The 25,918-nt window shown below is 70.6% G+C and carries 24 protein-coding genes; 14 read left to right on the forward strand and 10 right to left on the reverse strand.

Features of this window, described 5'->3' with window-relative positions:
- Positions 1–43: 43 nt before the first annotated feature.
- Positions 44–871, reverse strand: coding sequence for an ABC transporter permease (locus tag DEIGR_RS09635; RefSeq protein ID WP_058976771.1), 828 nt, complete (start codon positions 869–871; stop codon positions 44–46).
- 88 nt (positions 872–959) lie between these two features.
- Positions 960–2,090 carry an ABC transporter ATP-binding protein gene (locus DEIGR_RS09640; RefSeq protein ID WP_236704716.1) on the reverse strand — a complete coding sequence of 377 codons (1,131 nt, stop codon included), beginning with the start codon at positions 2,088–2,090 and terminating at the stop codon, positions 960–962.
- Between the two features lie 144 nt (positions 2,091–2,234).
- On the opposite strand from DEIGR_RS09640, the gene DEIGR_RS09645 reads away from it, so the two are divergent.
- The 3 genes from DEIGR_RS09645 (at position 2,235) to DEIGR_RS09655 (ending at position 5,253) form a co-directional block, all read left to right on the forward strand.
- Positions 2,235–2,798: a hypothetical protein gene (locus DEIGR_RS09645; protein ID WP_058976773.1), complete on the forward strand. Its 564-nt coding sequence runs from the start codon at positions 2,235–2,237 to the stop codon at positions 2,796–2,798.
- 189 nt (positions 2,799–2,987) lie between these two features.
- Positions 2,988–3,974 (forward strand): peptidoglycan-binding domain-containing protein, encoded by a 987-nt coding sequence (locus DEIGR_RS09650; protein ID WP_083523994.1) that lies wholly within the window; start codon positions 2,988–2,990, stop codon positions 3,972–3,974.
- 208 nt (positions 3,975–4,182) lie between these two features.
- The gene (locus tag DEIGR_RS09655) at positions 4,183–5,253 is read left to right on the forward strand and encodes a peptidoglycan recognition protein family protein (RefSeq protein WP_058976774.1); all 1,071 of its coding nucleotides are present in this window, start codon (positions 4,183–4,185) and stop codon (positions 5,251–5,253) included.
- Positions 5,254–5,278: 25 nt separating this feature from the next.
- Here DEIGR_RS09655 and DEIGR_RS09660 read toward each other — a convergent pair whose 3' ends face one another.
- Both DEIGR_RS09660 and map read right to left on the reverse strand, forming a co-directional pair.
- Positions 5,279–5,941 carry a pentapeptide repeat-containing protein gene (locus DEIGR_RS09660; protein ID WP_058976776.1) on the reverse strand — a complete coding sequence of 221 codons (663 nt, stop codon included), beginning with the start codon at positions 5,939–5,941 and terminating at the stop codon, positions 5,279–5,281.
- Complete coding sequence (gene map / locus DEIGR_RS09665) at positions 5,938–6,699, reverse strand: type I methionyl aminopeptidase (RefSeq protein WP_058976778.1); 762 nt, start codon at positions 6,697–6,699, stop codon at positions 5,938–5,940. Before map ends, DEIGR_RS09660 begins: the two co-directional genes overlap by 4 nt.
- 130 nt (positions 6,700–6,829) lie before the next feature.
- On the opposite strand from map, the gene DEIGR_RS09670 reads away from it, so the two are divergent.
- From DEIGR_RS09670 to DEIGR_RS09680, 3 genes are all read left to right on the forward strand, one after another.
- Positions 6,830–7,690, forward strand: coding sequence for a M55 family metallopeptidase (locus tag DEIGR_RS09670; RefSeq protein WP_058976780.1), 861 nt, complete (start codon positions 6,830–6,832; stop codon positions 7,688–7,690).
- Positions 7,691–7,767: 77 nt separating this feature from the next.
- Positions 7,768–8,277: a DUF3592 domain-containing protein gene (locus DEIGR_RS09675; protein WP_058976781.1), complete on the forward strand. Its 510-nt coding sequence runs from the start codon at positions 7,768–7,770 to the stop codon at positions 8,275–8,277.
- Positions 8,278–8,339: 62 nt separating this feature from the next.
- Positions 8,340–8,783: a hypothetical protein gene (locus tag DEIGR_RS09680; RefSeq protein WP_058976783.1), complete on the forward strand. Its 444-nt coding sequence runs from the start codon at positions 8,340–8,342 to the stop codon at positions 8,781–8,783.
- 60 nt (positions 8,784–8,843) lie between these two features.
- Here the strand turns inward: DEIGR_RS09680 and DEIGR_RS09685 are convergent, their stop codons facing one another.
- A complete protein-coding gene (locus tag DEIGR_RS09685) occupies positions 8,844–9,050 on the reverse strand; it encodes a hypothetical protein (RefSeq protein ID WP_058976786.1) in 207 nt (68 codons plus the stop codon).
- Positions 9,051–9,268: 218 nt separating this feature from the next.
- On the opposite strand from DEIGR_RS09685, the gene pulA reads away from it, so the two are divergent.
- From pulA to DEIGR_RS09700, 3 genes are all read left to right on the forward strand, one after another.
- Positions 9,269–12,973, forward strand: a complete 3,705-nt coding sequence (pulA, locus tag DEIGR_RS09690) for a pullulanase-type alpha-1,6-glucosidase (protein ID WP_058976787.1) — start codon at positions 9,269–9,271, stop codon at positions 12,971–12,973.
- An 80-nt stretch (positions 12,974–13,053) separates the two neighbouring features.
- Entirely contained in the window at positions 13,054–13,344 is a 291-nt protein-coding gene (locus tag DEIGR_RS09695; protein WP_046844711.1) for a hypothetical protein, read from the forward strand.
- A 57-nt stretch (positions 13,345–13,401) separates the two neighbouring features.
- Entirely contained in the window at positions 13,402–14,364 is a 963-nt protein-coding gene (locus tag DEIGR_RS09700) for a nucleoside hydrolase (protein ID WP_058976790.1), read from the forward strand.
- Here the strand turns inward: DEIGR_RS09700 and DEIGR_RS09705 are convergent, their stop codons facing one another.
- Positions 14,365–14,838, reverse strand: coding sequence for an AAA family ATPase (locus DEIGR_RS09705; RefSeq protein WP_058976791.1), 474 nt, complete (start codon positions 14,836–14,838; stop codon positions 14,365–14,367). It abuts the gene before it with no gap.
- Positions 14,835–15,254: a Mov34/MPN/PAD-1 family protein gene (locus DEIGR_RS09710; RefSeq protein WP_058976793.1), complete on the reverse strand. Its 420-nt coding sequence runs from the start codon at positions 15,252–15,254 to the stop codon at positions 14,835–14,837. Before DEIGR_RS09710 ends, DEIGR_RS09705 begins: the two co-directional genes overlap by 4 nt.
- Positions 15,255–15,340: 86 nt before the next feature.
- On the opposite strand from DEIGR_RS09710, the gene DEIGR_RS09715 reads away from it, so the two are divergent.
- Entirely contained in the window at positions 15,341–18,718 is a 3,378-nt protein-coding gene (locus DEIGR_RS09715; RefSeq protein WP_058976796.1) for a DNA translocase FtsK, read from the forward strand.
- 185 nt (positions 18,719–18,903) lie between these two features.
- Positions 18,904–20,517: a fasciclin domain-containing protein gene (locus tag DEIGR_RS09720; RefSeq protein WP_058976798.1), complete on the forward strand. Its 1,614-nt coding sequence runs from the start codon at positions 18,904–18,906 to the stop codon at positions 20,515–20,517.
- A 219-nt stretch (positions 20,518–20,736) separates the two neighbouring features.
- On the opposite strand, the gene DEIGR_RS09725 is transcribed toward DEIGR_RS09720, so the two are convergent.
- The 3 genes from DEIGR_RS09725 to DEIGR_RS09735 all read right to left on the reverse strand — a co-directional run bounded on the left by DEIGR_RS09725 (position 20,737) and on the right by DEIGR_RS09735 (position 23,851).
- The gene (locus DEIGR_RS09725) at positions 20,737–21,588 is read right to left on the reverse strand and encodes a metallophosphoesterase family protein (protein ID WP_058976799.1); all 852 of its coding nucleotides are present in this window, start codon (positions 21,586–21,588) and stop codon (positions 20,737–20,739) included.
- Positions 21,589–21,819: 231 nt separating this feature from the next.
- Entirely contained in the window at positions 21,820–23,112 is a 1,293-nt protein-coding gene (locus DEIGR_RS09730) for an ABC transporter permease subunit (RefSeq protein ID WP_236704717.1), read from the reverse strand.
- Complete coding sequence (locus DEIGR_RS09735; protein WP_058976801.1) at positions 23,102–23,851, reverse strand: ABC transporter ATP-binding protein; 750 nt, start codon at positions 23,849–23,851, stop codon at positions 23,102–23,104. Before DEIGR_RS09735 ends, DEIGR_RS09730 begins: the two co-directional genes overlap by 11 nt.
- 466 nt (positions 23,852–24,317) lie before the next feature.
- Between DEIGR_RS09735 and DEIGR_RS09740 the strand changes: the two genes are divergently transcribed.
- The 3 genes from DEIGR_RS09740 (at position 24,318) to DEIGR_RS09750 (ending at position 25,717) form a co-directional block, all read left to right on the forward strand.
- A complete protein-coding gene (locus DEIGR_RS09740) occupies positions 24,318–24,830 on the forward strand; it encodes a transcription initiation factor IIE subunit alpha family protein (RefSeq protein WP_058976802.1) in 513 nt (170 codons plus the stop codon).
- A gap of 111 nt (positions 24,831–24,941) precedes the next feature.
- Positions 24,942–25,271 carry a cyclic-di-AMP receptor gene (locus tag DEIGR_RS09745; RefSeq protein WP_046844702.1) on the forward strand — a complete coding sequence of 110 codons (330 nt, stop codon included), beginning with the start codon at positions 24,942–24,944 and terminating at the stop codon, positions 25,269–25,271.
- A gap of 53 nt (positions 25,272–25,324) precedes the next feature.
- Positions 25,325–25,717, forward strand: a complete 393-nt coding sequence (locus DEIGR_RS09750) for a hypothetical protein (RefSeq protein ID WP_058976804.1) — start codon at positions 25,325–25,327, stop codon at positions 25,715–25,717.
- Positions 25,718–25,918 lie beyond the last annotated feature (201 nt).

A 25,918-nucleotide genomic window follows, 5' to 3' on the forward strand; every position in this document is an offset into this window, starting at 1 on the left:
TGATCCATCGACCATCGACCATCGACTTTCAACTGGCGCAGCCTCATACGAGTTCCTCCAGGCCCTTCTGCCCGGCCACACGGGCGTACGCCCACAGGCCCAGCAACACGGCGCCCATCAGGAGGAAGCTCAGGGCGCTGCCGTACGGCCAGTCGCCCGCCTGCCCGAACTGGTTCTGGATGAGGTTCCCCACCAGGGCCGTCTTCGCGCCGCCGAGGATGTCGCTGACCACGAAGGTGCCCAGCGCGGGAATGAACGTCAGGAGGATGCCCGCCACCAGCCCGGGCAGGGTCTGCGGGAACACGGCGCTCAGGAAGGCCCGCACGGGCGGCGCGCCGAGGTCCTCGGCGGCTTCCAGCAGGCGCCAGTCGATCTTCTCGACGCTGGAGTACACGGGCAGCACGAAGAACGGCACGAACGCGTACACCATGCCCAGCAGCGTGGCGGTCAGGCTGGGCACCAGATCGAAGGGGCGCAGGATCAGGATCCAGGCGTACACGCGGATCAGGAAGTTCGTCCAGAACGGGATGATCAGCAGCAGCAGCAGCAGGTTCTTACGCCGCGCGTCCTGCCGGGCGATGTAGAACGCCAGCGGGTACCCCATCAGCACGCACAGCGCCGTGCTCAGCGTCGCGACCCACACGCTGCGCCACAGCACCCGCACGTTGTCCCCCGTCCACTCCTGAAACAGCGCGTCGTATCCGAACACCCGCCCCCAGGACTCCAGCGTCCACGGGCCGCCCACCTGCGCCAGATCCGTGCGCGTCAGGAACGAGTACCCCAGCATCACCAGCGCGGGCACGATCAGGAACACCGCGAGCCACAGCACGCCCGGCCCCAGGGTGGCGAAGAACCGCCGCAAAGTCAGCACGGGGCACCTGCGGTACGGTGATGGTTGAAGGTTGATGGTTGATAGAGGGGTGTTCCATCAACCATCACCTTTCGACTATCAACCCCCGTCATGCTTCTTCCAGCACGACGAGGTTGTCGGGCGGCAGGTACAGGGCGACCTGTTCGTCGTAGTCGAAGTCCTCGTCGGCGCCGATGTCGGCGTTCAGCTGGAACGCGACGAGCTGCTGCCCGCCGGCCTGGAGGAGGTACTGGTTCTCGGCGCCGGTGTACACGATGTCGTCCACGCGGGCGCGGATCTCGTTGCCTTCGGTCTCGTCGTCGCGTTCCATGCGCAGTTTCTCGGGGCGGACGGACAGCGTGACGCTCTGGCCGGGGCGCAGGCCCACGCCGTGGGTGGTGCGCAGCGGGCCATGCTCGGTCTGCACGGTCGCCTCGTGGCCGTCCACGGTCAGGACGGTGCCGGGGATGAGGTTGCTGCTGCCCAGGAAGTTCGCCACGAACGCCGTCCTCGGGCGCTCATAGAGTTCCTCGGCGCGGCCCAGTTGCTCCACGCGGCCCCGGTTCATGACGGCGATGCGGTCACTCATGACCAGCGCCTCCTCCTGATCGTGCGTGACGAACACGAAGGTCATGCCCAGCGTTTCCTGGAGGTTGGCGAGTTCCACCTGCAACTCCTTACGCAGCTTCAGGTCCAGCGCGGAGAGCGGTTCGTCGAGCAGCAGCACCTGCGGTTCGTTCACGATGGCGCGCGCCAGCGCCACCCGCTGCCGCTGCCCGCCGGACAGCTGATCCGGGCGGCGCGCGGCGAAATCCGCGATGCGGACCCGCTCCAGCGCCTGCAAGACCCGCCCCCGGATCTGCGCGGCGGGCACGCCCTTCATCCGCAGCCCGAACGCCACGTTGTCCTGCACGGTCATGTGCGGGAACAGCGCGTAACTCTGGAACACCGTGTTCACGTCCCGCTTGTGGGGCGGCACGCCCGTCATGTCCTGCCCGCCGATCAGCACCGCGCCCGCGTCCGGACTCTCGAAGCCCGCCAGGATGCGCAGCAGCGTTGTCTTCCCGCAGCCGGACGGGCCCAGCAGGCTGAAGAACTCGCCGCGGCGGATGTCGAGGTCGATGTCGTCCAGCACGCGCGTCTCGGCGCCGCCCGGCGAGCGGAAGCTCTTGCGCACGCCGCGCACGCTGACGGCCGCGTCGTCCGCGAGATCACGCGGGCGTTTTCCCTTGAAGGTCACGCCGCTGATGGCGTCACCCCGGTCCAGTACACAGTCATCCCCCAATTGTAGAGGCCGCGCCCGGCAGGTCCGCCTTTCGGGGGACGAGCCGCTCATGCCCGGCGGGTACAGTCGGGCGCATCAGCCCTCCCGGAGGTGACCCCCATGGACCTTGAAGCGATCGTCGTCCCCGCCCTGTTCTTCGGCAGCGTGTTCGGTTTCCCGCTGCTGCGCCGCCAGATGATCCACCGTCATGAACTCGAACGCGAGGCGCTGCGCCGCGGCTTCCTCCCCGCCCGCGTGACTCAGGAACACCCGGCCCTGCCCGCCCCCCCTCCCCACGCCAGCGCCGGGGACGACGCGCCCACCCTCGCCCTGCGTCTGCCGGAACCGCACCGCCTGTACGCGCTGGCCCTGCTGTGCCGCCTGGAGGACACGCCCCCACCCGCCGAGGAGCGCTCGCGGACCATGCTGTCGCAGATCCGCCTGGAGTACCTGCCGGAGACCCTGCGGGCGTACCAGCACCTCACGCCCGCCGGACGCGAGCAGCTTCGCGCCCAGGGCCGCGACCCGGAAGGGTTACTGCGCGAGCAGCTGGAGCGCCTGAACGAGGGCCTGGACGACCTGTTGCACCACGATCACGCCGCCGCCGACCGGATGCTCACGCAGGGGCACTTCCTGCGTGACCGCTTCGGCGCGCCGCACACGGAGCTGCTCAGGTCGCGCTGAGCTGACCCTCTCCCCTGCCGCCGAGCCTGCGCCGGGGGCTCTTCGCTCCGCCCGACTGGTGCGCACCACCTTGCCGCCGCCGGGCGGGCTGGACACGCTACAGTCGGGGTCACGCGTCAATTCAACTCCTGCGGGTGCCCACCCTGGCATCCGGGGCCCTTTCCCCACGCGTGTTCCGGAGGTTCATCCATGCGCTTTCGTCTTCCCCTCCTCCTGACGGTCCTCCTGGCGGGCTGCGCCGCGCCGAGCACCCCGGCCTCGCTGTCCTCTGCGCCCACGCTGGGCGCGCAGTCCGTGCTGACGTGGCAGGCGCTGCGGCAGGGGGACAGTGGCCGCGACGTGGTCACCCTGCAGTACCTGCTGCGCCACCGCGGCTACACCCTGAGCGTGGACGGCGCGTTCGGCGCCGGGACGGACAGCGCCGTGCGGTCCTTCCAGGGTTCAAACGGCCTGACGGTGGACGGCATCGTGGGCGGCAACACCTGGGAGAAACTGATCGTGACCGTCCGACAGGGCGACAACAGCAACGCGGTGCGCGCCGTGCAGGATCAGCTGCGCAGCGGGTACGGGTACACGGGCGTGACCGTGGACGGCGCGTTCGGCGCGGGCACGGACAGCGCCGTGCGGGACGTCCAGGGCAGGCGAGGCCTGAGCGCGGACGGTGTGGTGGGCCTGAACACCTGGAACGCCCTGGTGACCGGGGCCAGCACCGGCGGGTCGGGCACCGCCGCCAGCCTCGCGCAGAGCATCCTGAACACCAGCCGCGTCACGCTGGGCACGAGCAGCAGCACCACGAATGGCAGCCCCCGGCAGAACCTGCTGGACACAGCCGCCGGGAAGGCCGCCACGCGCGGCTGCGCCAGCAACGCCAACTGCGGCCTGACCGTGTACCTGAAAAAGAGCATGTTGCAGGGCATGTCCGACCTGTCGCGCAGCAACAGCTTCTACGTGACCTCCATTGCGGGCGGCGTGCACTCCACGTACTCGGATCACTACGCGGGGCTGGCGTTCGATATCGGCATCTGGAACGGCGTGAGCCTGAGCAGCCCGAGCAGCTCGCACACGGCGGCGCGCAACGCCTGCATCGCGGCGGGCAGCGACCCCGGGCAGACCTTCGACGCGTACCACGACCCGACCGGCGGGCACAGCAACCACGTCCACTGCGCGTGGAACTGACCATGACGACACCGCTGAGTCCCGGTCAGGCCGCAGTCCCCGTCACCCTGCCCACATCGCGCCCCGCGCCAGCCACTGCGTCAGCGGAAATCAGCCGGTCCCTGACGGGCAGCGCGGCTCCCCGGACGCCCGGCCACGCGATCCGCACGGCGTCCGCACGGCCCCGGCAGCGCGCCCCGTACGCCACCTCCGCCCCCCGGAGGAAACGATGAACGTGCACCGGCGTGACGTGCTGCGCCTGGGACTGCTGGCGAGTGCCAGTGCCGTCCTGGCGGGCTGCGGCGTGCCCCTGACGCGCGTGCCCGAACGGCTGAACGCTCTGGCGGTCGCCGCGCCGGGCGTCTCGACGTGCGCGGCGTGGCTGGCACAACCGGCAAAATCGCCCATCGTGCTGCTCGCGGCGCGGCCCACCCGCATCCTGGTGCACCACACGGCCAGCGCAAACACCACGGACCTGTCGCAGGCGCAGGCGTTCAGCTTGGCCCGGACCATCCAGCAGAGTCACTTCTCGCGCGGGTGGATCGACTCCGGGCAGCAGTTCACGGTCAGCCGGGGCGGGTACGTCCTGGAGGGCCGGCACCGCAGCCTGGAGGCCGCGCAGGGCGGCACGCAGCACGTGCAGGGCGCCCACTGCGACGGGCAGAACGACGTGGCGGTGGGTATCGAGAACGAGGGCACGTACATGACGGTCTCGCCGCCCGCCGGGCAGTACGGCGCGCTGGTGAGCCTGTGCGCGTGGCTGTGCCAGCAGTACGGCATTCCCGCCACGGAGCTGTACGGGCACCGGGACTTCAACAACACCGACTGTCCCGGCGACGTGCTGTACGCGAAACTGCCGCAGCTGCGCGCGGACGTGGCGGCGCGGCTGGGCGTGCAGGTGCGCATCTGGCCCACCACGAAGACCGGCATGACCGGCGAGCGGGTGCGCAGCGCGCAGCGCCTGCTGATCGCCGCCGGGCAGACCCTGACGGCGGACGGCAGCTACGGCAGCGGCACGGCCAGCGCCGTCAGCGCCTTCCAGTCGGGGGCGGGCCTCACGCCGGACGGCCTGATCGGGTCGGCCACCTGGGAACGCCTGATCCGCACCGTGCGGCGTGGGGACAGCGGCCCGGCGGTACAGGCGGCGCAGGGGCAGCTCGCGGCGCGCGGGTACCCGGTCACGGTGGACGGCGCGTTCGGTCCCGCCACCGAGAGCGCCGTGACATCCTTCCAGGCCAGCAGGAACCTGACGGCTGACGGGATTGTCGGGCCGAACACCTGGCTGGCGCTGGAAAGCTGAGGGACAGGCGAGGGTGCCCGGTGGCCTACGCGTCGCCGGGCCGTTCCGCGACGGTCACGCCCAGCAGGTGCGCGAGGTCGAGCACCTGCGCGGCCTCCACCGTGACGCCCTGGAGGTCGGCCGCCCCGGCGCGCACGCCCCCCAGGGCGCTGCCGCGCAGGTCCGCGCCGTCCAGTTGCGCGCCGCGCAGGTCGGTGCGGTGCAGGCGACAGTCCCGCAGAACCGTGCCGGGCAGTTTCGCCTCCATGAAGCTGGCCTCGCTGAGGTCGCAGCCGCTCAGGTGGAGGTGCAGGGCGTCGGCGCGCTGCCAGACGCTCAGAGGCGCGTGGACGCGGGTCAGGCGGACGTGCCGCAGGCGCACCCCGGCGGCCTGGAGGCCCAGCAGGCGCGAGCCCGTGACCTCGGCCCGGTCCAGGCTGACGTCCGTCCAGCGCGCGCCGCTGAGGTCGCAGTCCTCGAAGCGGACGTCCAGCAGGCGCACCCGCTCCCAGGTGCTGCCGGTGAGGTTCACGCGGCGGAACACGCACCCGGCGAAGGTGACGCTGTGCAGCGCGGCCAGGGCGGGCCAGTCGCCCCCCTCGAACAGCGCGCCGCGCAGGGTCGCCTCGTCCTCAATTTGGTCGGAGCTGGGCGCGCGGACGCCACCACGCGGGAATTTCGGAGGGGTCGGCGCGGCGGGCCTGTTCACACGGTCAGGATCTCGTGGCCCTTCGCGGTGACGACCACGGTGTGCTCGAACTGCGCGCTGGGGCTGCCGTCCGCGGTGACGACCGTCCAGCCGTCCGCGAGGAGGCGCGTCTCGGGGCGGCCCAGGTTGATCATGGGTTCGATGGTGAACACCATGCCCGGCTGGAGTTTCAGGCCGGTGTAGCGCGCGCCGTAGTGGAGGACGGTGGGTTCCTCGTGCAGACGTTTGCCGATGCCGTGCCCGGTGTACTCGCGCACCACGCCGTACCCGCGCGCCTCCGCGAGGCTCTGGATGGCGTGGCCGATGTCCCCCAGGCGCGCGCCGGGTTTCACCAGTTCCAGCGCGTTCTTCAGGGACTCGCGGGTGGTGTCCACGAGGCCCTGCACCTCCGCGCTGACCTGCCCGACCGTGTAGGTCGTGCAGGCGTCCCCGTAATACCCGTCGAGCAGCACGCCGATGTCCACGCCGATGATGTCGCCGTCCTTCAGTTCGCGGGCGTCGGGGATGCCGTGGCAGATGACCTCGTTCACGCTGGCGCAGATCGTGCCGGGGAAGGGGTTGTTCTTCGGGCCGTACCCGACATACGCGGGGATTGCCCCGGCCTTGCGGATGTGCTCCTCGGCCAGTCGGTCGAGTTCCTTGAGGGTCACGCCGGGTTTCACGAACGGCGCGAGGACACGGAAGGTGTCAGCGACGAGCGCGCCCGCGCGGCGCATGATCTCGATTTCACGGGCGGATTTCAGGGGCACGCGGCTCATAACGAATGAGGCTAACACGCCCGCGCCGCAACGGGGCGGCCGCGCGTCACGGTGTGTACGGATTCACGGGCGGGTGGACGGCACCACCTGCCCCGCGCCCGGCAGGCCCATCTGACGTAGGCTGCCAGCCATGACCGAGCGGCGAGTGGTGATCAGTGTGGACATGGAGGGCGTGACCGGAGTCTCGAGCTGGGTGCAGGTCAGCCCCCCGGAATTCGGCGGGCTGGTGAGCGGCGCGGAGTACGAACGTGCCCGCGAACGCATGACGCTGGAGGCGGCCGCCGCCGCGCAGGGCGCGCTGGACGCCGGGGCGACCGACGTGCTCGTGAACGACAGTCACGACACCATGCGCAACCTGATCCCGGAACTGCTGCCCGACGGGGTGCGCTTCACGAGCGGTAGCGACAAGCCGCTGAGCATGGTGCAGGGCGTGCAGGAGCCCGGGGTGGTGGGCCTGCTGTTCGTGGGCTACCACGCGCGGGCCGGAAGCGTGCGCGGGCCGCTGGCGCACACCTGGAACGGCTTCGTGCGGGACGTGGTCGTGAACGGCGTGAGCACCGGCGAGTACGGCCTGAACGCCCTGCTGGCCGGGCATTACGGCGTGCCGGTGCTGTTCGCGTCCGGGGACGACGTGGCCATGGGCGAGATCACGGCGGAACTGGGCGCCGGGGTGGTCACGGTGCCCGTGAAGGAGGGCCTGAGTGCCTTCGCGGCGGCGCACCTGCACCCGCGTGAGGCGCAGCGCCGCATCCGGGACGGGGCGCGCCGGGCGGTGGAGGCGGCGGGCGACGCCACGCCCTACGTGACCCGCTGGCCCGCGCACGCGCAGGTCAGCTTCAACCATCAGGCCCGCGCGGACGCCGGCGAGCGCGTCCCCGGCGTGACCCGCGTGGACGCCGTCACGGTCGGCTGGCACAGCCCGGACGCGTACCACCTGTTCCAGACGTTCCGCATGCTCGCCAAGGTGGCCGAGGTCCGGCTGGACGGCTGACGCCCGCAGCGCGTTCATGAAGGTATCCGGACCCAACCCGGACCGTGCCCGCAGGAGGGACGGCGACACTGCGGGACATGCCCCGTCCCCCGCGCGGTCCCCGCCCTGGCTATCCGGCCGTGCCCCTGCTTCTGCTGCTCGTCGGGGCGGCCCTGCTGGGTTTCGGGGTGTGGCAGTCGGGACAATCCCTGCGGGCGGCGCGCTGGCCGGTGGCGACCGGCACGGTCACGCGGGCGCAGGCCGTGCCGGGGGGCCGTTTCGCAGACCGGCGCGGCTGGCGGCCCGAGGTGAACTACACCTACCGCGCCAGTGGGCAGACGTACAGCGGCGAGCGACTGAACTTCTTCCGGCTGAACAGCACGTCCCTGCGGGGCGCGCGGCGGGTGCTGGCGCGGTACCCGGTGGGGCAATCGGTGGCCGTGCACTACGATCCCCGGCAGCCGTCCCGGAGTGTGCTGCAGGTGGGCCTGGGTCTGTCCTGGCCGCTGTGGCTGCTGGGCGCGGCCTCGCTTGTGCTGGGCGGCGCGGTCCTGTGGGCCGGGCGCGGCGGTGAACGGTGGGGCGGGCAGACGTGGCTGCCGAAGTAAGCGGTCAGCCCGCACTGAACGCTCCGTCACGTTCTCACCTGCCCGGCTGGTACGCTGCGCGCATGACCCGGTTCCTTCCTCTGCTGGCCGCCCTGACCCTCTCCGCGCCTGCCTCGGCCGCCGTGGCGTGGGCCGGGGCGGACGCCACGACGGGCGGCTTCGGCGTGCACGCGGGCGCGGCGCTGCTGCCCATCCCGTTCGTCGGCACGGTGGGTGTGGAGGGCAGCGCCGAGCGGCCCTGGCGCGTCACGGACACCACCTTCAACCGCGTGGCGCTGGGCCTGACGCTGCGGGACCTGAACATTCCCCTGTCGAAGGTGGACGCGTTTGCCACGCTGGGTGGGCAGGCCCTGCTGCCCTCCACCGGTGGGGACAACGTGTACGCGCTTTACGGCGAGGCGGGCCTGCGCGGTCCGGTGTTCGGCCCGGCGGGCTGGCGCGCCTTCGTGCGGGGCACGAGCGCCGGGACCTTCGGGGCTGGCCTGGGGCTGGAACTGCGCTTCTGACGAAACAGACAAGGGAGGCGGCGCGCCGTATGCACTGGCGCGCCGCCTCCGCTCGTGGGGTTATCCGTCGTTGGTGTTGTCGTTCTCGGGGTCCATCTGGCGGTTGGGTTCGCCGTGCTCCACGCCGATGTCTGGGTTGCCGGGGCTGTCCTGCACCACGCCACGGTCGTCGTAGTCGGCGGGGATACGGCGCAGGCTCTCGGCGTCGCTGTGGTCGTGCTGAGGTTCGTCGCGGGTTTCGTCGCTGGTGTGTCCGGTGCCGGTCATGGGGCACAGCGTAGGGGCGGGCGGGGCGGGCTGCGTGTGGGGTGGGTCAAGGGGGCTTGATCCGTCGTGGAACGCTTCCAGAAGGAGAGGCACGGACCGTGTCGCCCGATAGTCAGGAAATGAGCGTCGTGACCGATGTTTTTAGCCCGTCCGGACCGGAGGTCGTGACCTCGACCTCACCCGCGTTCCGGTTTGGAAGCGCTACAATTTCCACACCAATGAAAAGACTGGCGACCCTCCTGACGGTCGCGCTGTCTGCTTCGGCAGCGGCGCAAACAACCCTGCCTGCCGACACCGCGCGGGTGCACTACCAGCGCGCGGACGGCGCCTACGCGGGCTGGGGCCTGCACGTGTGGGAGGACACGACCGCCCAGGTCACCTGGGACAAACCGCTGGCCCAGAGCGGCAGGGACGACTTCGGCACGTACTTCGACATTCCCCTGAAACCCGGCGCGCAGAAGCTGGGCTTCATCGTGCACAAGGGCGACACCAAGGACGCCGACAGGGACCTGTGGTTCGACCTGAGCCGCGGCCGCGAACTGTTCCTGAAATCCGGCGGCCTGAACGTCGCGTACGCGAAGGCCGGCCCGTTCACGGTGGACGCGAGCAAGGCGCCGGTCGCGCAGGCCGCCGCGCCCGCAGCCACCGCGCCCGCCGCGACGCCGGCGGCCAGCAGCAGCGCGCAGCCCATCCCCAAGAACGTCCTGCGCGTGCGCTACGTGCGCCCGGACGGCAAGTACGACGGCTGGGGCCTGCACGCCTGGGAGGACACCACCGCCCAGGTCGAGTGGAGCAAGCCCCTGACGCCCACGGGGGTGGACGCGAGCGGCGCGTACTGGGACGTGCCGCTGAAGGACGGCGCGGCGAAGATCGGCTTCATCGTGCACAAGGGCGACGAGAAGGACCCGGGCGCCGACATGTTCGCGGACCTGAGCAAGGGCAACGAGGTGACCGTCACGAGCGGCAAGGCCGAATTCGCGTACGGTGCGCCCGCCGTGCTCAGCGACCCGCCGGTCCCGGCTGGCGTGGCCCGCATCAACTACTACCGCCCGGACGGGAAGTACGACGGGTGGGGCCTGCACGCCTGGGAGGACACCACCGCGCAGGTCGAGTGGAGCAAGCCCCTGATGCCCACGGGCACGAATTCGTTCGGCGTGTACTGGGACGTGCCCATGAAGACCGACTGGAAGAAACTGGGGTTCATCGTGCATAACGGCGACAACAAGGATCCGGGGGCCGATCAGTTCCTGACGAGCGACATGGGCAATCAGGCGTGGATCGTCAGTGGCAGCGCGACGGTGAACACCACCCGCCCGGACACCAGCGTGCGCACTGTGGGTGACCTGACCCGCGCGCAGGCGGTGATGCTGTCGCGTGACCTGATCGCGGTGAAGCCGGAGTTCGTGCAGCCCGGCGCGTTCCTGACGCTGCACGCCGCGCGCAGCGGCGGCCTGAAACTATCGGCGGTCGGGGTGGACGGCGGCGACAGCCTGACCCTGGAGGAAGTCGAGGGGGGCCTGAGTGCCGCCCTGAAGGCGAAAGCCCCGTACCTGAGCGGGTACGCGCTGCTGCGCATTCGCGCCGAGGACGCCGCGCGCATCGGGACGGTGTTGCAGGGTCAGGTGGCGGTGAGCAGCGTCATGCCGGACGGCACGGTCCTCGACGCGACCGGCGTGCAGACCGCCTGGGCACTGGACGACCTGTTCGCGTACGACGGCGCGCTGGGCGCGCAGTGGCAGGGCAACATCCCCACGCTGCGGCTGTGGGCGCCGACCTCGCAGGACGTCAAATTACGCCTGACCGTTCCCGGCGGTCAGGAGACGGTCGTGCCGATGACCCGCGACGCGAAGGGCGTCTGGACGGTCAGGGGCGCGCAGAACTGGCGCGGCGCCGCCTACCGCTACGAGGTGAAGGTGTACGCGCCCAGCACCGGGAAGGTCGAGACGAACCTCGTGACCGACCCGTACTCGGTGGCGCTGACGCGGAACAGCACCCGCTCGGTGCTCGTGGACCTGAACGACCCGGCCACCAAACCCCAGGCGTGGGACGCGCTGAAGAAGCCCGCGCTGCGCTCCGCGGGCGACCTGAGCTTCTACGAACTGCACCTGCGGGACTTCAGCGCGGCGGACAGCACCGTTCCGGCGGCGCAGCGCGGCACGTACCTGGCGTTCACGCAGGCGGCCAGCGACGGCGTGAAGCACCTGAAGGCCCTGGCGAACGCCGGGCTGAAGGCGGTGCACCTGCTGCCCACCTTCGACATCGCCACCATCGAGGAGGACAAGGCGGCGTGGAAGTCCACGGGAGACCTGGGCAAGTTCGCGCCGAACAGCGACGAGCAGCAGAAGGCCATCGGCGCCGTGAAGGACCAGGACGCGTACAACTGGGGCTACGACCCGTATCACTACATGGTCCCCGAGGGGAGCTACGCCGTGAATCCCGACCAGCGGACCCTGGAGTACCGCCGCATGGTCGCCGCGCTGAACGGCATGGGGCTGCGCGTCGTGCAGGACGTGGTGTTCAACCACACCGCCGCCAGCGGGCAGGCGGACCGCAGCGTCCTGGACCGGATCGTGCCCGGCTACTACCACCGCCTGAACGCCAATGGCGGCGTGGAGAACAGCACCTGCTGCTCGAACACCGCCACCGAGCACGTCATGATGCGCAAACTCATGGTGGACACGCTGGTGCTGATGGCGAAGGCCTACAAGGTGGACGGCTTCCGCTTCGACCTGATGGGCCACCACATGGTCGCCGACATGCAGGCAGCCCGCAAGGCGCTCGACGCCCTGACCGTGCAAGGTGACGGCGTGGACGGCAGGAGCATCTACCTCTACGGCGAGGGCTGGGACTTCGGCGAGGTGCAGGGCGGTGGGCGCGGCATGAACGCCACCCAACTGAACCTGTTCGGGCAGGGCATCGGCACCTTCAACGACCGCCTGCGCGACGCCGTGCGCGGCGGGAACCCCTTCGGCGGCCTGCAGGAGCAGGGCTTCGCGACCGGGCTGTTCGTGCTGCCCAACGGGCAACCCGCGAACACGAACAAGGCCAGGGCCCTGAGCCTCGCCGATCAGGTGCGAGTCGGCCTGACCGGGAACCTGCGCGACTACCGCTTCACCGACGCGACCGGCAAGGCCGTGAAGGGCGCCGAGGTGAACTACAACGGCGCGCCCACCGGGTACGCGGCCAGCCCCCGCGAGGCGATCACGTACGTCAGCGCGCACGACAACCAGACGCTGTTCGACGCGGTCCTCCTGAAAGCGCCCGCCAGTGCCACCTCCGCGCAGCGCACCCGCATGCAGAACCTCGCCAACAGCGTCGTGCTGCTCGGGCAGGGCCTGCCGTTCAGCTACGCCGGGGACGAGATCCTGCGCTCCAAGAGCTTCGACACCGACAGCTACAACAGCGGCGACTGGTTCAACACCCTGGACTTCACCGGCAAGGGCAACGGCTTCGGCAAGGGCCTGCCGCCCGCCGAGAAGAACGAGGCGAACTGGAACCTGTACCGCGGCCTGCTGGGCAACCCGGCCCTGAAACCGTCGGCGGCCGACATTCAGCGGGCCTTCGACCACTACCGCGAGATGCTGCGCGTCCGGTACTCCAGCACGCTGTTCCGCATGGACACCGCCGCGCAGGTGGGGCAGGGCCTGACGTTCCTGAACGTGGGCCCGGCGCAGCAGCCCGGCGTGATCGCCATGAAGCTCAGCGGCGCCGTGAGTGCCACCAACCCCTACCGGAACGTCGTGGTGGTGTTCAACGCCACTGGCCAGAGCGTGACCCTCAGCGACGCGGCGCTGGCTGGCCTGAACCTCAGCCTGCACCCCGCACTGGCGGCAGGCACCGACGCGACCGTCAAGAGCAGCCGCGCCACCGGCAACAGTGTGACGGTGCCCGCGCTGACCACCGCCGTGTTCGTCGGGAAGTAAATCTGCTCAGGACAGGGGGCCACCGGGCGACCGGGCGGCCCCCTCCTGCTGATCCCCTCGCGTACACTGGACGTCCACTCATGCAGACCATCGAGAACCAGACCTTCACCAAGAAACGCATCGAACTGGACGGCACCCAGTTCCAGAACTGCACGTTCGTCGAGTGCCTTCTCGTGTACAAGGGCACGGACGGCACCGCCATGAACGGCTGCCAGCTCGACAACACCGGCTTCGCGTTCGAGGGGAACGCCGCGAAGACCATCGAACTGCTCGCCGCGATGCACAAGGGCGGCTTCGCGGAACTCGTGGAGGCGACCATCGCCACCATCCGCGGCGAGGAAGTGCAGCAGCCCGGCACCGCCCAGGCTTAACGTCCACGTTCAGGCGGGCGGCTTCCCGGGTGGGGGCCGCCTCTTTCTGTTGGCGGTATGCTGCCGCGCGTGACCAAACAGCCGCTGCCCGTGATTCTCGATGGTGACCCTGGCCTGGACGACGCGGTGGCGTGGCTGCTCGCGCTGGGCAGCCCGGAGGACCTGAGGGTGCTGGGCGTGACGACCGTGCACGGCAACGTGTCCCTGGACCGCACGACCCGCAACGCCGGGGTGACGCTGGCCCTGGCGGGCGCGGCGGCGGACGGCGTGGGCGTGTACGTGGGCGCGGACCGCCCGCTGGTGCGCCCGGCGCTGACGGCGGCGGCCGTGCACGGCGACTCGGGCCTGCCCGCCGAGGGGCTGCCCGACCCTGTCCGTCCCCCGGAGGCCGGGCACGCCGTGGATTTCATCATCCGCGCGGTGCGCGCCCTGCCGGGCGAGGTGACCCTGATTCCCACCGGCCCGCTGACGAACGTGGCGCTGGCGCTGCGGCTGGCGCCGGACCTCGCACCCTTGATCCGGGAGATCGTGTGGATGGGCGGCAGCACCGCGCAGGGCAACCGCACGCCCGCCGCCGAGTTCAACGCGCTGGCCGACCCGCACGCCGCGCACGTCGTGTTCACCAGCGGGGTGCCGCTGCGGATGGTGGGCCTGAACGTGACCATGCAGGCGGTCGCGGGGCCGGACCGCATCGCGGCGCTGCGCGCCCTGGGCACCCGCGCGGGAGAGGCCTGCGCCGAGCTGCTCACGTTCTACGCGGACGTGTACCGCCGCCGCTACGGCCTGGACGGCGGGGCGCTGCACGACCCGCTGGCGGTGGCCGCCGCGATCCGCCCGGACCTGCTGGACTGGCAGCCGATGCCCGTCAGCGTGGAGACCACCGAGGGCCTCAACGTAGGGCGCACCGTCTGTGACCTGTACGGCGTGACCGGTCAGGCCCCGAACGCGCAGGTGGCGGTGGGCGTGCGCGACGCCGAGTTCTTCGACCTGCTGCTCGAACGCGTGGGCCGCCTGCCCTGATCAGTGCCGGACGACGTGCTGGAGGGGTTCCTCGTCGGTCGTCAGCGGTTCGAAGCGCGGCAGGAACAGCTCGAAGGTGGCGGGCGCGACGAAATGCGCGCCGGGCTGGTCGTTCCGCGCGGCGACCCGCTCCCACGCGGTGGCCGGGTCGAAGGGCAGGACATGCAGGGTCAGGGGCACGCCCAGGGCGGCGGCCTGCGCGCGGAGTTCGTCGCGGCTGGCGCGGGTCCACAGGCCCTCGTCGAGGATGACCGGGACGCCCAGCGTGACGGCCCGCGTCCACTGGGAATGCATGAGTGCGCGGACGCGGGCCAGCAGGGCCGGGTACTCGGCGGCGGGCGGGTCGGCGCCGTACAGGGTGGTCATCCACTCGTCGGGCGTGAAGCGCAGCGCGCCCAGGTCGCGTTCCAGCGTGCGCGCCAGCGTCGTCTTCCCGGCGCCGATGAAGCCGTGCAGGGCGTGAATGGCACTCATTCCGGTCCTTCCGTGACGTGCAGTGCGACCTCGTGCGCCTCAGGGAGCAGGTAGGCGCGCAGGGTGCCGCTCCGCAGGTCGGCGATCAGGTACGGCACGTCGTACGCGGCCAGCCGGGTGTCGGTGCGGCTGGGCCGGTCCGGGCCGCGCGGGTGGCTGTGGTACAGGCCCACGAGGTCCAGGCGCTCGGCGCGCATGGCCTTCAGGGCGCGCAGCAGGTACGTGGGGTCGGCGAGGTACTCACGGGCCGGGTCGGGCGCGATGTTCGGCAGGGGGTACAGGGTGTGCACGCACCACGTTTCGCCGTGCTGGACGCCGCCCAGGGCGCCCACGACCTCGTGGTGGGGGTGGGTGCGGGCGTGCTGCCAGAGGGCCGCGTGCAGCGCGGCGGGAAGGTGCAGGGGCACGCCGGGCATTCTGCCATGACCCATGCCGGGGGCATAGGGGTCGAAATGCCGTGCTGGTGCGGAATTGCAGTGTGTTATGGAGTACACTGCGCGGCATGGCGAAGGCGCGTTCGAGGGGTGCAGCTCCGGTCAGCCGGTTCGACGGAGAGGCCCTGGGCCTGGTGCTGTTCGCGCTCGGGATCTTCCTGGGCGTGACGGTGTTCATGGAACCGGCGCAGCCCGGGTCGGAATCGTTCATGGGGCAGGCGCGGGCGCTGCTGGTGGGCTGGCTGGGCTGGGCGGCGACGCTGCTGCCGGTCGTGCCGGTGGCGTACGGGACGCTGGTGTTCCTGAACCGCGACGTGACGAACCTGACGCGGCGCGTGCTGGGCGGCGTCCTGGTCGTGCTGTCCCTGCTGGCGCTGCACGAGGTGGCGCAGCCGGGGCAGGCGGGGCAGCTGGCGGGACTGGCGATGCACCCGCTGGTGCGCACGCTGAGTTACGCGGCGGCGCTGCTGCCGCTGCTCACGCTGACGCTGGGCGTCGAGGTGATGCTGCGCCTGTCCCCGCTGTCGCTCCTCAAGGGCTTCTTCCGGTCGCTGAGCGTGCTGCTGGGTGGCGGCGCGGCGCAGGTGCAGGGCGTGATCGAGTCGCGCCAGGAGGGCCGCGACGCCGCGCGCGCGCGGGTGGGGGCGCGGCAGGGACTGGCGAACCTGCAACGCGAGGTCGAGGGCCTGCGCCGCCTCTACCCGCAGGCGCCGGAGCTGTCCGGCCTGCACGACGAGCTGCGCGCGGCAGGCCGGGACGTGCGCTCGCTGGACGAGGCGGGCCTGAAGAACCTGGACCGGGAGCTGGTCGCATGGCGCGAGGTGGCGCGGACCTTCGTGGGAAACGCCGCGCGGGACCTGCGGGCCGACGTGACCGCCGAGGCCCCCGAGGCCGGCGCGCAGGTGGAGGCGGTCGCGAACGAGCTGCGGGCCGGGCGGCACGACCTGAGCGCCGAGTTGCCGAGCACCATGGCGAGCGCGGCGCTGGAGCGGCTGCGCCGGGCGCTGGTGCTGGAGGTCCAGCGGCTGGCGCAGCGGGCCGGGCGGCTGGAACGCGACCGCAAGGCCGCCGAGAAGGCGCTTGGGAAACCGGACGCGGGCATGCTGACGCGCGAACTGCCCGCGCACACGGGCCGCGCCCGCGAATGGGCGGAACTCGCCGAGGAGTTCACGGCGTGGCGGGCCCGCGCGGCGGCGTACGTCGGCTGGCCGGAACTGGCCGCCGCGTTCGACCGCGCGCCGACCGAGCTGGCCGAATCGCTCGCGGAGGCGCTGGGGGCCGACCCGGACGCGGTGATGGCCGATCCGTCCGGGTGGCGCTCGCAGCTGGCCCGCGCGCAGGACGACGCCCGCCGCCGCGCCGAGGCGCTGGCCGCGCAGCCCCTCCCGGAGGCGGCGCCCGCGCTGCCCACCCTGGACTTCGATTTCGGCGCGCCGCTGACCGCTGCCGCCCCGGCCGTGGTGACGGCGCCCCTCTGGACGCCCCCCGCGCGGGCAGCCGCGGTGGCGGTCGCCCCGGCCCCGCCGCTGACGGGAACGGCGCCCGACCTCTCCCCTGCCCCGATTTCTGCCCCGATTCCGACCCCGCTGGCTGCCCCGGCGGCGCCCGACTGGGACGCGACGCCGCTTCCCCCGGCGGCTGCACCCAATCCGATTGCGCCCACCCCGGCGGTAACCCTGCCGCCCACCCCGCAGCGCGCCGCGCCCGCCTACACCCCGGAGGTACGGCCCGATCCGGTCGTGCCGGGCCTGGAGGACGCGCCAGGCGGCATGGATCCCTTCAGCGGCTGGGATGACGACGACCTGCCGTTCGGCCCGGCGCCCACGACCCCGGCTCCCCCGGCACCCGCCCCTGTCCGGGCGGCCACGCCAGCCCCCTGGGACAGCCCGCAGCCGGAACGCCGCGCGCCGACCTCACCACAGACCCACACCCCCTCGGCGCCGCTGCCGCTGTTCACGGGCGAGGCGAACGCCCGCCCGGTGCAGGACGCGCTGCCACTGGCCCGCCCGGACGAGGCGCTGCTGGACCCGATTCCCGGCGCGGCGCTGAACACCGAGGCGCTGGACATCTCGGCGCGGCAGCGGGCCGGGCTGATCGACGAGACGCTGCGGCACTTCAACCTGCAGGCGCGCGTGGTGGACTACGCGCGCGGCCCGACCGTCACCCGGTACGAGATCGAACCGGCGCCCGGCGAGAAGATCAGCCGCATCGCGGGCCTGTCGAACGATCTGGCGCGGGCGTTGGCGGTGGGGGGCGTGCGTATCGAGGCGCCGGTGCCGGGCAAGAGCGTGATCGGCCTGGAGGTCCCCAACGCGGAGCGTGAGCCGATCACGTTCCATCAGGCGGCGGCCGCGCCGAGTTTCAAGGGTTCGCGGGCGAAACTGCCGATCATCCTGGGCAAGAGCATCGACGGCGAGATGATGGTCGGGGACCTGGCGAAGATGCCGCACCTGCTCGTGGCGGGCAGTACGGGCAGCGGGAAGTCGGTGTGCGTGAACACGCTGATCACCAGTCTGCTGTTCAAGTACCTGCCGACCGAGCTGCGGTTCCTGATGATCGACCCGAAGATGGTGGAACTCACGCCGTACGACGGGATTCCGCATCTGGTGCGGGCGGTCGTGACGAATCCGGTGGACGCGGCGGGCGTGCTGCTGGGCGCCGTGGCGCACATGGAGCGGCGCTACAAGATGATGTCGCAGGTGGGCGCGAAGAACCTGGAGCAGTTCAACGCGAAGATGCGTCAGGTCGGCGAGCCGGAACTGCCGCACCTCGTGATCATCATCGACGAGCTGGCGGACCTGATGATCACCAGCCCGAAAGAGGTCGAGTCGGCGATCATGCGCCTGGCGCAGATGGCCCGCGCGACCGGGATGCACTTGGTGCTGGCGACGCAGCGGCCCAGCGTGGACATCCTGACCAGCCTGATCAAGGTGAACGTCCCGGCGCGGATCGCGTTCGCGGTGAGCAGCAGTCACGACAGCCGCACGATTCTGGACGCGCTGGGCGCCGAGCGCCTGACCGGCATGGGCGACATGCTGTTCTACCAGCCGGGCCTGGTGAAACCGATCCGCCTGCAGGGGCCGTACATCAGCGAGGTGGAGTCCGCCCGGATCGCCGACGAGCTGCGCCGTCAGGTGTTCGAGGACGCGTTCGTGGAGGCGTACGGCACGGACTTCGAGGGGGGCGTGGAGGCCAGCGGGCCCAGCGGCGACAAGTCGAACATGGACTTCAGTGATCCGCTGCTGCGGCAGGCGGCGCAGATCGCCATCGAGGAGGGTCAGGGGAGCGTGTCGCGCCTGCAACGGCGCCTGTCGGTGGGGCACGCGCGCGCCGGGAAGCTGATGGACATGCTCGAGGCGATGGGCATCGTGAGTAAGCATCAGGGCAGCAAACCGCGCGAGGTGCTGGTCACCGAGGCGGACCTGCCGGAGTATTTCGGGAAGTGAACCCCGGCCCGTTGATCAACGGAATCTCAAGGTTCTGAACTGTGAATGAGAGTGGCCCCAATTTCGGGGCCATTTTTATTTAGTTGACCTGCAAGATTGCTTCCAAAAGTTGCTTTTCCTGGCCTCGTGGTGAAGATTGTTTGACGGTAACCCGCAGTTCAATATCCATTTCCCGAGGTGATCTCATGAAGAAGCACACTGGTCTGCTCACCCTGAGCCTGATGCTCGTCACGCCCGCCCTGGCCGGCGGCGCCGGCGCGCCCGCCACCCCCCGCCCCGCCGCGGCCTGCAAGAGCATCGCGCAGATCGTCACGACCGACCCGAACTTCAGCACCCTGGCGACCGCCGTCGAGGCCGCCGGCCTGACCCAGACGCTCATGAGCGGTCAGTACACGGTGTTCGCCCCCACGAACGCCGCGTTCGCCAAGCTGCCTAGCGACGCGCTGGCCGCCGCGCTGAACGACCCGGCGCTGCTGCGCTCGATCCTGCTGTACCACGTCGTGCCCGGCAAGGTGACCGCCAAGCAGGTCATGGGTATGTCCTCCGCGAAGACCGCGCAGGGCGGAAGCGTGCTGATCAACGTGATGGGCGGCAAGGTCATGATCGACAACGCCACCGTCACGAAGGCCGACGTGATGGCCTGTAACGGCATCGTGCACGTGGTCGACACGGTCCTGATGCCCGCCATGGCCGCCGCGCCCGCCCCGGCCCCCGCCACCGTGACGGTCACGACGCCCGCCCCGGCGCCCGCACCTGCCAGCACGGCGCCCGCCGCAACCGACATCATGGCCATTCCCGCGATGCCGGTCGGCATGAGCGGCACGACCACGACCACCACCACGACGACCACGACGACCGACACCACCACCTCGACCACCGACACGGCCGTCAGCAGCAACACCGTGTACGACCTGATCACCACCGACGAGCGCTTCAGCACCCTGCGTGACCTGCTCAGCGACGCCGAACTGAACGACGTGCTGATCAGCAACGACTTCACGGTCTTCGCGCCCACCAACGAGGCGTTCGCCGCCGTGGACGCCGACACCCTGGCCCTGATCGCCAGCGACCCCGAGACCCTCAAGGCCGTCCTGACGTACCACGTGGTGCCCGGCAAGATCACCGCCGATCAGGTCGCCGCGGCCACGCAGTTGCGCAGCGCGCAGGGCGCCAGCCTGAACTTCAAGCTCGACGGCACCACCCAGATGGTGAACGAGGCCATGGTGGACGGCGCGGGTCTGGAAGCCAGCAACGGCTTCATCTACGCCATCAACCAGGTGCTGCTGCCGCCCGATCTGGTGCTGCCCACCGCCACCGTCGAGACGACCGTGACCACCCCGACCGTGACCGTGACGCTGCCCACCGCGCAGTCCGGCGCGAACATCACCGAGGTGCTGTCCCAGCCGCAGTTCAGCACCCTGCTGAGCCTGGTCCAGAAGGCCGGTCTGGTCGACGCGCTGGTCGCGGGTGACGTGACCATCTTCGCGCCCACGAACGACGCGTTCGCCAAGGTGCCCCAGGCGACCCTGGACACCCTGATGGCCGACATGGACAAGCTCAAGCAGGTGCTGCTGTTCCACGTGGTCACCGGCCGCGTGGTGGATGACGGCCTGAACGTCGCGCAGCTGCGCTCCATGGAAGGCAGCAGCATCGACCTGATGGTCGACGGCACCGGCTACAAGGTCGGCGTGCGCGGCGCGGACGGCATCATGGGCGGCATGGTCAGCAGCCGCGCGGACGCCGGGAACAGCGTGATCTACCCGATCGACTCCGTGCTGATTCCCCCCACCCTGAAGTAACAGCGGTTTTCAGGTGTGTTGAGGGGTTTCCTCAGCACACCTGAAACGTGCGAAGCGAGTAGCCGTCCTCAACAGCGGTTGGAAGTGAAATTGAAGGGCGTGCTGTTGGCCCTTCAATGGAACTGAAAGCCGCTGTAAGTTTCCTCCGGGTGACCGCCCCCTCCTCTACCGGAGGGGGTTTTTCAGGTTTGACCAGCGCAGGCGCCCCCCAGGCTGGCGTCAGGCGGGTTGCAGGTCCGGGTGATGCCGCAGGAAGTCGGTCCAGCTCGCGTGGGTGCGGGGGATGCCCTGGTCTTCCGTCCAGCTCCAGTAGGGCGTGTAGAGGCTGCGGGCGGTGATGATCTCGTCGCGGAAGATGCGGGCGCTAAGGCCGGTGTCGAGCAGACCGCTCGTCTGGAAGCGGCGCAGCACGCCGCTGCGGTCGTACGGCACGGCGCGCAGGGTGGCCTGCCACCCGCCGGGCTGCGCGTCCAGCAGCAGGTACTGCGCACGGGGGTCGCCGGTGGCCGGGGAGCCGACGGCGCCGGTGTTCAGGACCAGCGTACCGGCGTGGTCGTACTGCACGGGCCGGTGGATGTGCGAACCGATCAGCGCGCCGTACCGGGTGCCGTCCGGCGCGACGCTCAGGGCGTCCAGCCGGGCCGGGTCGCTGCGGTCGCTGAGACTCTCGCGGTAGTGGTCGCGGGTGCCGTGCGCGATCTGCACCGGGGGCAGCCCCGGCTCGTGCAGGTCCAGGGTCATGGGCCAGTCGGCGGGAGCGTGCAGCAGGCCCGCGCGGTCCAGTTGCGCGGCGCTCCAGGCGGTCGCGCCCCAGAACGGGTCGGCGTACCAGTCGGCGGGCAGGACGTCGCTGCGGGCGTGCCACAGGCGCAGCAGGTCGTCGTGGTTGCCCAGCGTGAAGGTCGCGTCCCGGTCCAGCAGAGTCTGCATGACCTGCACGGAGTCCGGGCCGCGGTTCACCACGTCGCCGTTCACGATCAGCCGTTCGGCACCCTGGTCGTGGGCGTCGCGCAGCACGGCGTCCAGCGCGTCGGCGTTCCCGTGAATGTCGGCTAGGACAGCGATCCTCATCGGGCGGCATTGTAGTGCCGGGTGGGCCGCGTCACTGGAAGACGCGGCCCACTGTGCCAGGGCAGGGAGGTCGTTTACACGGGTTCCGTTTGCTTGGCTGACAGTCCGGAACTTCACCAGATTGCCAGCTCCGCGTCCGGAACCCGCTTTGCTCCTTCTCTGCTGCGCAGCTCTGCGAGTCGCGTCCGCTCGGATTGAACGGCCTTGCAAGCCATTCAATCGGAGTCAGGTTCAGTTGCGGAAGATGACCTCCTCGCGGCCGAAGGATCGCAGGGCGAGCAGGCTGAACAGGGCGGTCCCGGCGAGGTTCCCGGCGACGGCCAGTACCGCGTGAGTGGGTTCGCCGGTGCCCTTGACGGTGTCGAGGATGCTGAGCATGCCGCCGATGAGGGGCGTGGCGTACAGGGCGGCGCTGGCGTTCAGGAAGTCGGCGAACTGCAGGGTCACGGCGGGTAGCACGACGAGCAGGTTGATGGGCGCGACGTACGTCTGCGCTTCCTTGAAGCTGCGGGCGTAGATGCCGACCAGGATGAGCAGGCTGCTGATGAGCAGCGCGGTGGTCAGCGCGATGCCCAGCACCGTGAGCAGCGCGGTGGGGGTCAGGCTGAGCTGGCCGCCCATCGCCTGCGTGAAGGTGGCGACGTGGCCGGGGTTGGCGGTCTGGTAGGCGCGCATGATGACGCTGCTCAGGAGGAATCCGGCGACGCTGAACGCGGCGCTGGTCAGGGCGGTGGTGGCGGTGGCGATGAGTTTCCCGGTGACGACCTCGGCGCGGCGGACGGGCGCCACGAGCAGGCTTTCCAGGGTGCCGCGTTCCTTCTCGCCTGCGGTGGCGTCCAGCGCGGTGGCCAGCGCGCCCGCGAGGATGAACTGCATCATCAGCATGGGGATCAGGAAGGCCAGCTGGCCGCTGCGTTGCTCCTGGGCGCTGCTGGCGTCCACGGGCTGGATGCGGACGGGTTCGAGGGTGTCCGCGCCGAGGCCCAGCGTGCCCAGGCGGGCGGTGGCGAGCTGGCGGTTGTAGCCGTCCACGACGTCCTGCACCTTGCCGAACGCGCCGCTGCGGGCGCGGAGGTTGCTGAGTTTGGCGTACAGCTTCAGGGTGCCGGTGCCGTCCCCGGCGCGGGCGGGCAGCGGGGCGGCGGCCTGGAGGGCGGCCTCGACGGTGCCGTCCTGCACGGCCTTCAGTGGGTCCGTGACGGGGACCAGGGTCACGCCGGCGCGGGTGACGGTCCCGTCGGGGAGTTTCTCGTCGGTGGTCAGGGCGCGCTTCAGGTCCTCGGGCAGGGTGCCGACGACGCCCAGCTGCTGCCGCGCCTGCTGCTGCCCGCCGATCAGGTTCCCCATCAGCAGGGGCAGGCCCAGCGTGAACAGCGGAATGAGGATCAGTGGCATGAGGATCGTGGCGCTCAGGGTGCGGCGGTCACGCAGGGTGGTCCGGAGGTCGCGCGCGGCGATCTGCCAGACCATGCCGGGGCGCAGGCCGCCGCGCCGGACGGTGCCAGTGGGGCGTTCAGCGGGCATGGCGGGCCTCCGCGGGGGCAGCGTCCGGGCGGACGAGGGTGAAGAAGGCGCGTTCCAGGCTGCTCGCGCCGGTGCGGGCCAGCACGTCGGGGATGGTGCCGACGTTCAGGAGGTGCCCCTCGTGCAGGATGGCGACGCGGTCGCAGACTTCCTCGACCTCGCTCATGACGTGCGTGGAGTACACGGTCAGGCGGCCCGGGGCGCGGGTGGCGTGCACGAAGTCCAGCAGGGTGCGCCGCGCGAAGATGTCCAGGCCGCTGGCGGCCTCGTCGAGGATCAGGACGGGCGGGTCGTGGATGACGGCGCGGGCGATCACGACCTTCTGCTTCATGCCGGTGGAGTACTCCCCGGCGCGGACGTCCAGCGTGCGGCCCAGTTCCAGCCGGTCGTCGAGTTCGGTGATGCGCGCGTCGGCCTGGGCGCGGGTCAGGCCGTACAGCGTGGCGAAGGACCGCAGGACCTCGCGGCCCGTGAGGCGCGCGGGGAGGCCCATGCCGCCGTTCACGACGCCGACCGCGCGCCGTACACCTTCGGGGTCGTGGTGGATGTCGTGCCCGCCGACCACGGCCGTGCCGGAGGTCGGTTCGAGCAGCGTGGCGAGGATGCGCAGCAGGGTGGTCTTCCCGGCGCCGTTCGGGCCGAGCAGACCGAAGACCTCGCCGCTGTGGGCCTGCAGGGTGACGCCGCGCAGCGCCTGGTAGGCGCGGTAGGACTTGGTGACGTTCTGAATGTCGAGCATGGGCCTCCTGATCCCCCCTGTCCGGGGGCATCGCTGGCAGTACGGGTCAGGTTCCGGTCAGGTTCCCGTGCACGACGGGTGGCCGCGCTGAACCGTTCAAGACCGGCGCATGAGACGGATGTGAAAAACGGGAGAACTGCCGTCGTTCACGGCATTTCGCGTTCAGGGACACAGGACGTACATGAAAAGCAATCCCCCGATTGCTCATGCAAGATGAGAGAAAATCTGTAACAATAGGAAAGTTGCGCTAGAGGCCAGTTCCGGCCGCAAAGTTGCACTGCGTCCAAGCTCCACGTCATCCACACGTCATCACAGGTGTCACGTTCCAGTCGCCCACGCTCAGCCCTGACTGCATCACGTCCACCGGCCCCCACCTCCCCCACCCGGGGACTGGGACCGCTCCCGAACCGCCACAGTTCCGCACCGCTCCCTCCCAGACAGGGGCCAGCGGCGCACCGGAGGCCACATGTTCAATCCCCCCACCCTCGAAGACCTGCAGGAAACCCGCCGCGCCAACGAGAAACTGGTGCTCAAGGCCCTGGAAAGCAAACCCGAATGGGTCGAGACCGAACTGGCCAAGACGACCAGCCTCGCCCTGAGCCACCTGCGCGCCGCGCTGGCCAGCCTGCTCGACCAGGGCCGCGTGCGCCGCCTGCCCGGCACCGGCACCCGCGCCGTGTACGGCCTCGCCGACCCCGGTCTGGCCGACGTGCCCGCCACCCCTCTGACCAGTGACGCCAAGAAGGTCCGCGATTACCTCGAGGGCCGCGCCGACAGCGCCCTGTACATGAGCGACCAGCTGCGCATGACCCGCGAGGACGTCATGGCCGCCCTGAGCCTCCTGAACGCGCACGGCATGATCACCTGCACCTTCGTGGGCAGCCTCGTGATCTTCCGCCTGAAGGAAACCCAGGCGCTCGGCCAGGACGGCGCCGCCGCGCCCGAGAAGGCTACGGGCCGCAAGAAAGCCGTCGCCTGATCCCCGGCGCACGCACCGCCCCCGCTCCGGCGGGGGTTTTTCATGGCCGTATCCGGGGCAACCTGATCAGCCTGACGGAACCTTCATCATGGGTCTGGTATCCTGCCGGGCATGAAACTCGTGCTGGCTGTGATTCAGGATGCGGACGCGACCGCGCTGATCCGCGTGCTGTCCCAGAACGCCTTCGAGGTCACGAAACTCGCCAGCACCGGCGGCTTCCTGCGCGAGGGCAACACCACCCTGATGATCGGCGTGTCCGACGAACGCCTCGACGAACTCAAGCGGCACGTGCAGCGCACCTGCCGCACCCGCACCCGCCTCGTCGCGCCCAGCGTCCCGATGGGCGAGCAGAACGAGGGCCTCGTGAACGACCCGGTCGAGGTGCCCGTGGGCGGCGCGGTGATGTTCGTCATGGGCGTGCAGGAATTCGTGAAGGTCTGAGCGGGTCAGGGCGCGCGGGCCGGAAGCTGGGCGAGGTCGTCCCCTCCGGCCCCGTGTCGTTCCTGCTGGGTGGGATCTGGCGGGCGGCCCTGTACACGACGGGCAGCGTGCTCGTCTTCCTGGCGACCTTGCTGGTCCTGCGTGTCGGGGAGGCGTCCCGGCTGAGCGAGGCGTGGTTCAGCCCGCAGGCCCTGTGGCGGAACCTGGAGGCCACCGGGACTGATTTCGTGCGCCTGGGAGTGCTGACCCTGCTGCCCGCCGCGCTGCTCGGTGGGCGGCACGGCGTCGCGGCGCTGATGACGGTGGTGCTGCTGGCAGTCTGGTCGGCTGTGGGCGTGGGGACTCTGACGCTGCTGCCCCTGGCGCTGGCTGGGATAGCGCTGACCGCCCTGATCGACAGTGTTCGGCGTGCGGTGCGACGACACAGGGCACGGGTGCGGGCCTGACTGGCGTGACGGGTACGGTCTGCCGGACGCCCGCCGCCCAGAATGTGAGCGCTGGCCTGCTCTGCCCTCCTCTGGGCTGCGCTGACCGACCGGTTGGTCCGGGATGATTGACTGGGAGGCTCTCCGCTAGAGTACCGGGCGCTGTCCCACCGGATGCCGTTCCGGTGCGGCTTTCTGTCCCTTTTCGATCTGCGCCCACGC

Origin of the sequence: Deinococcus grandis (assembly GCF_001485435.1) — a bacterium.
GTDB classification, from domain to species: domain Bacteria; phylum Deinococcota; class Deinococci; order Deinococcales; family Deinococcaceae; genus Deinococcus; species Deinococcus grandis.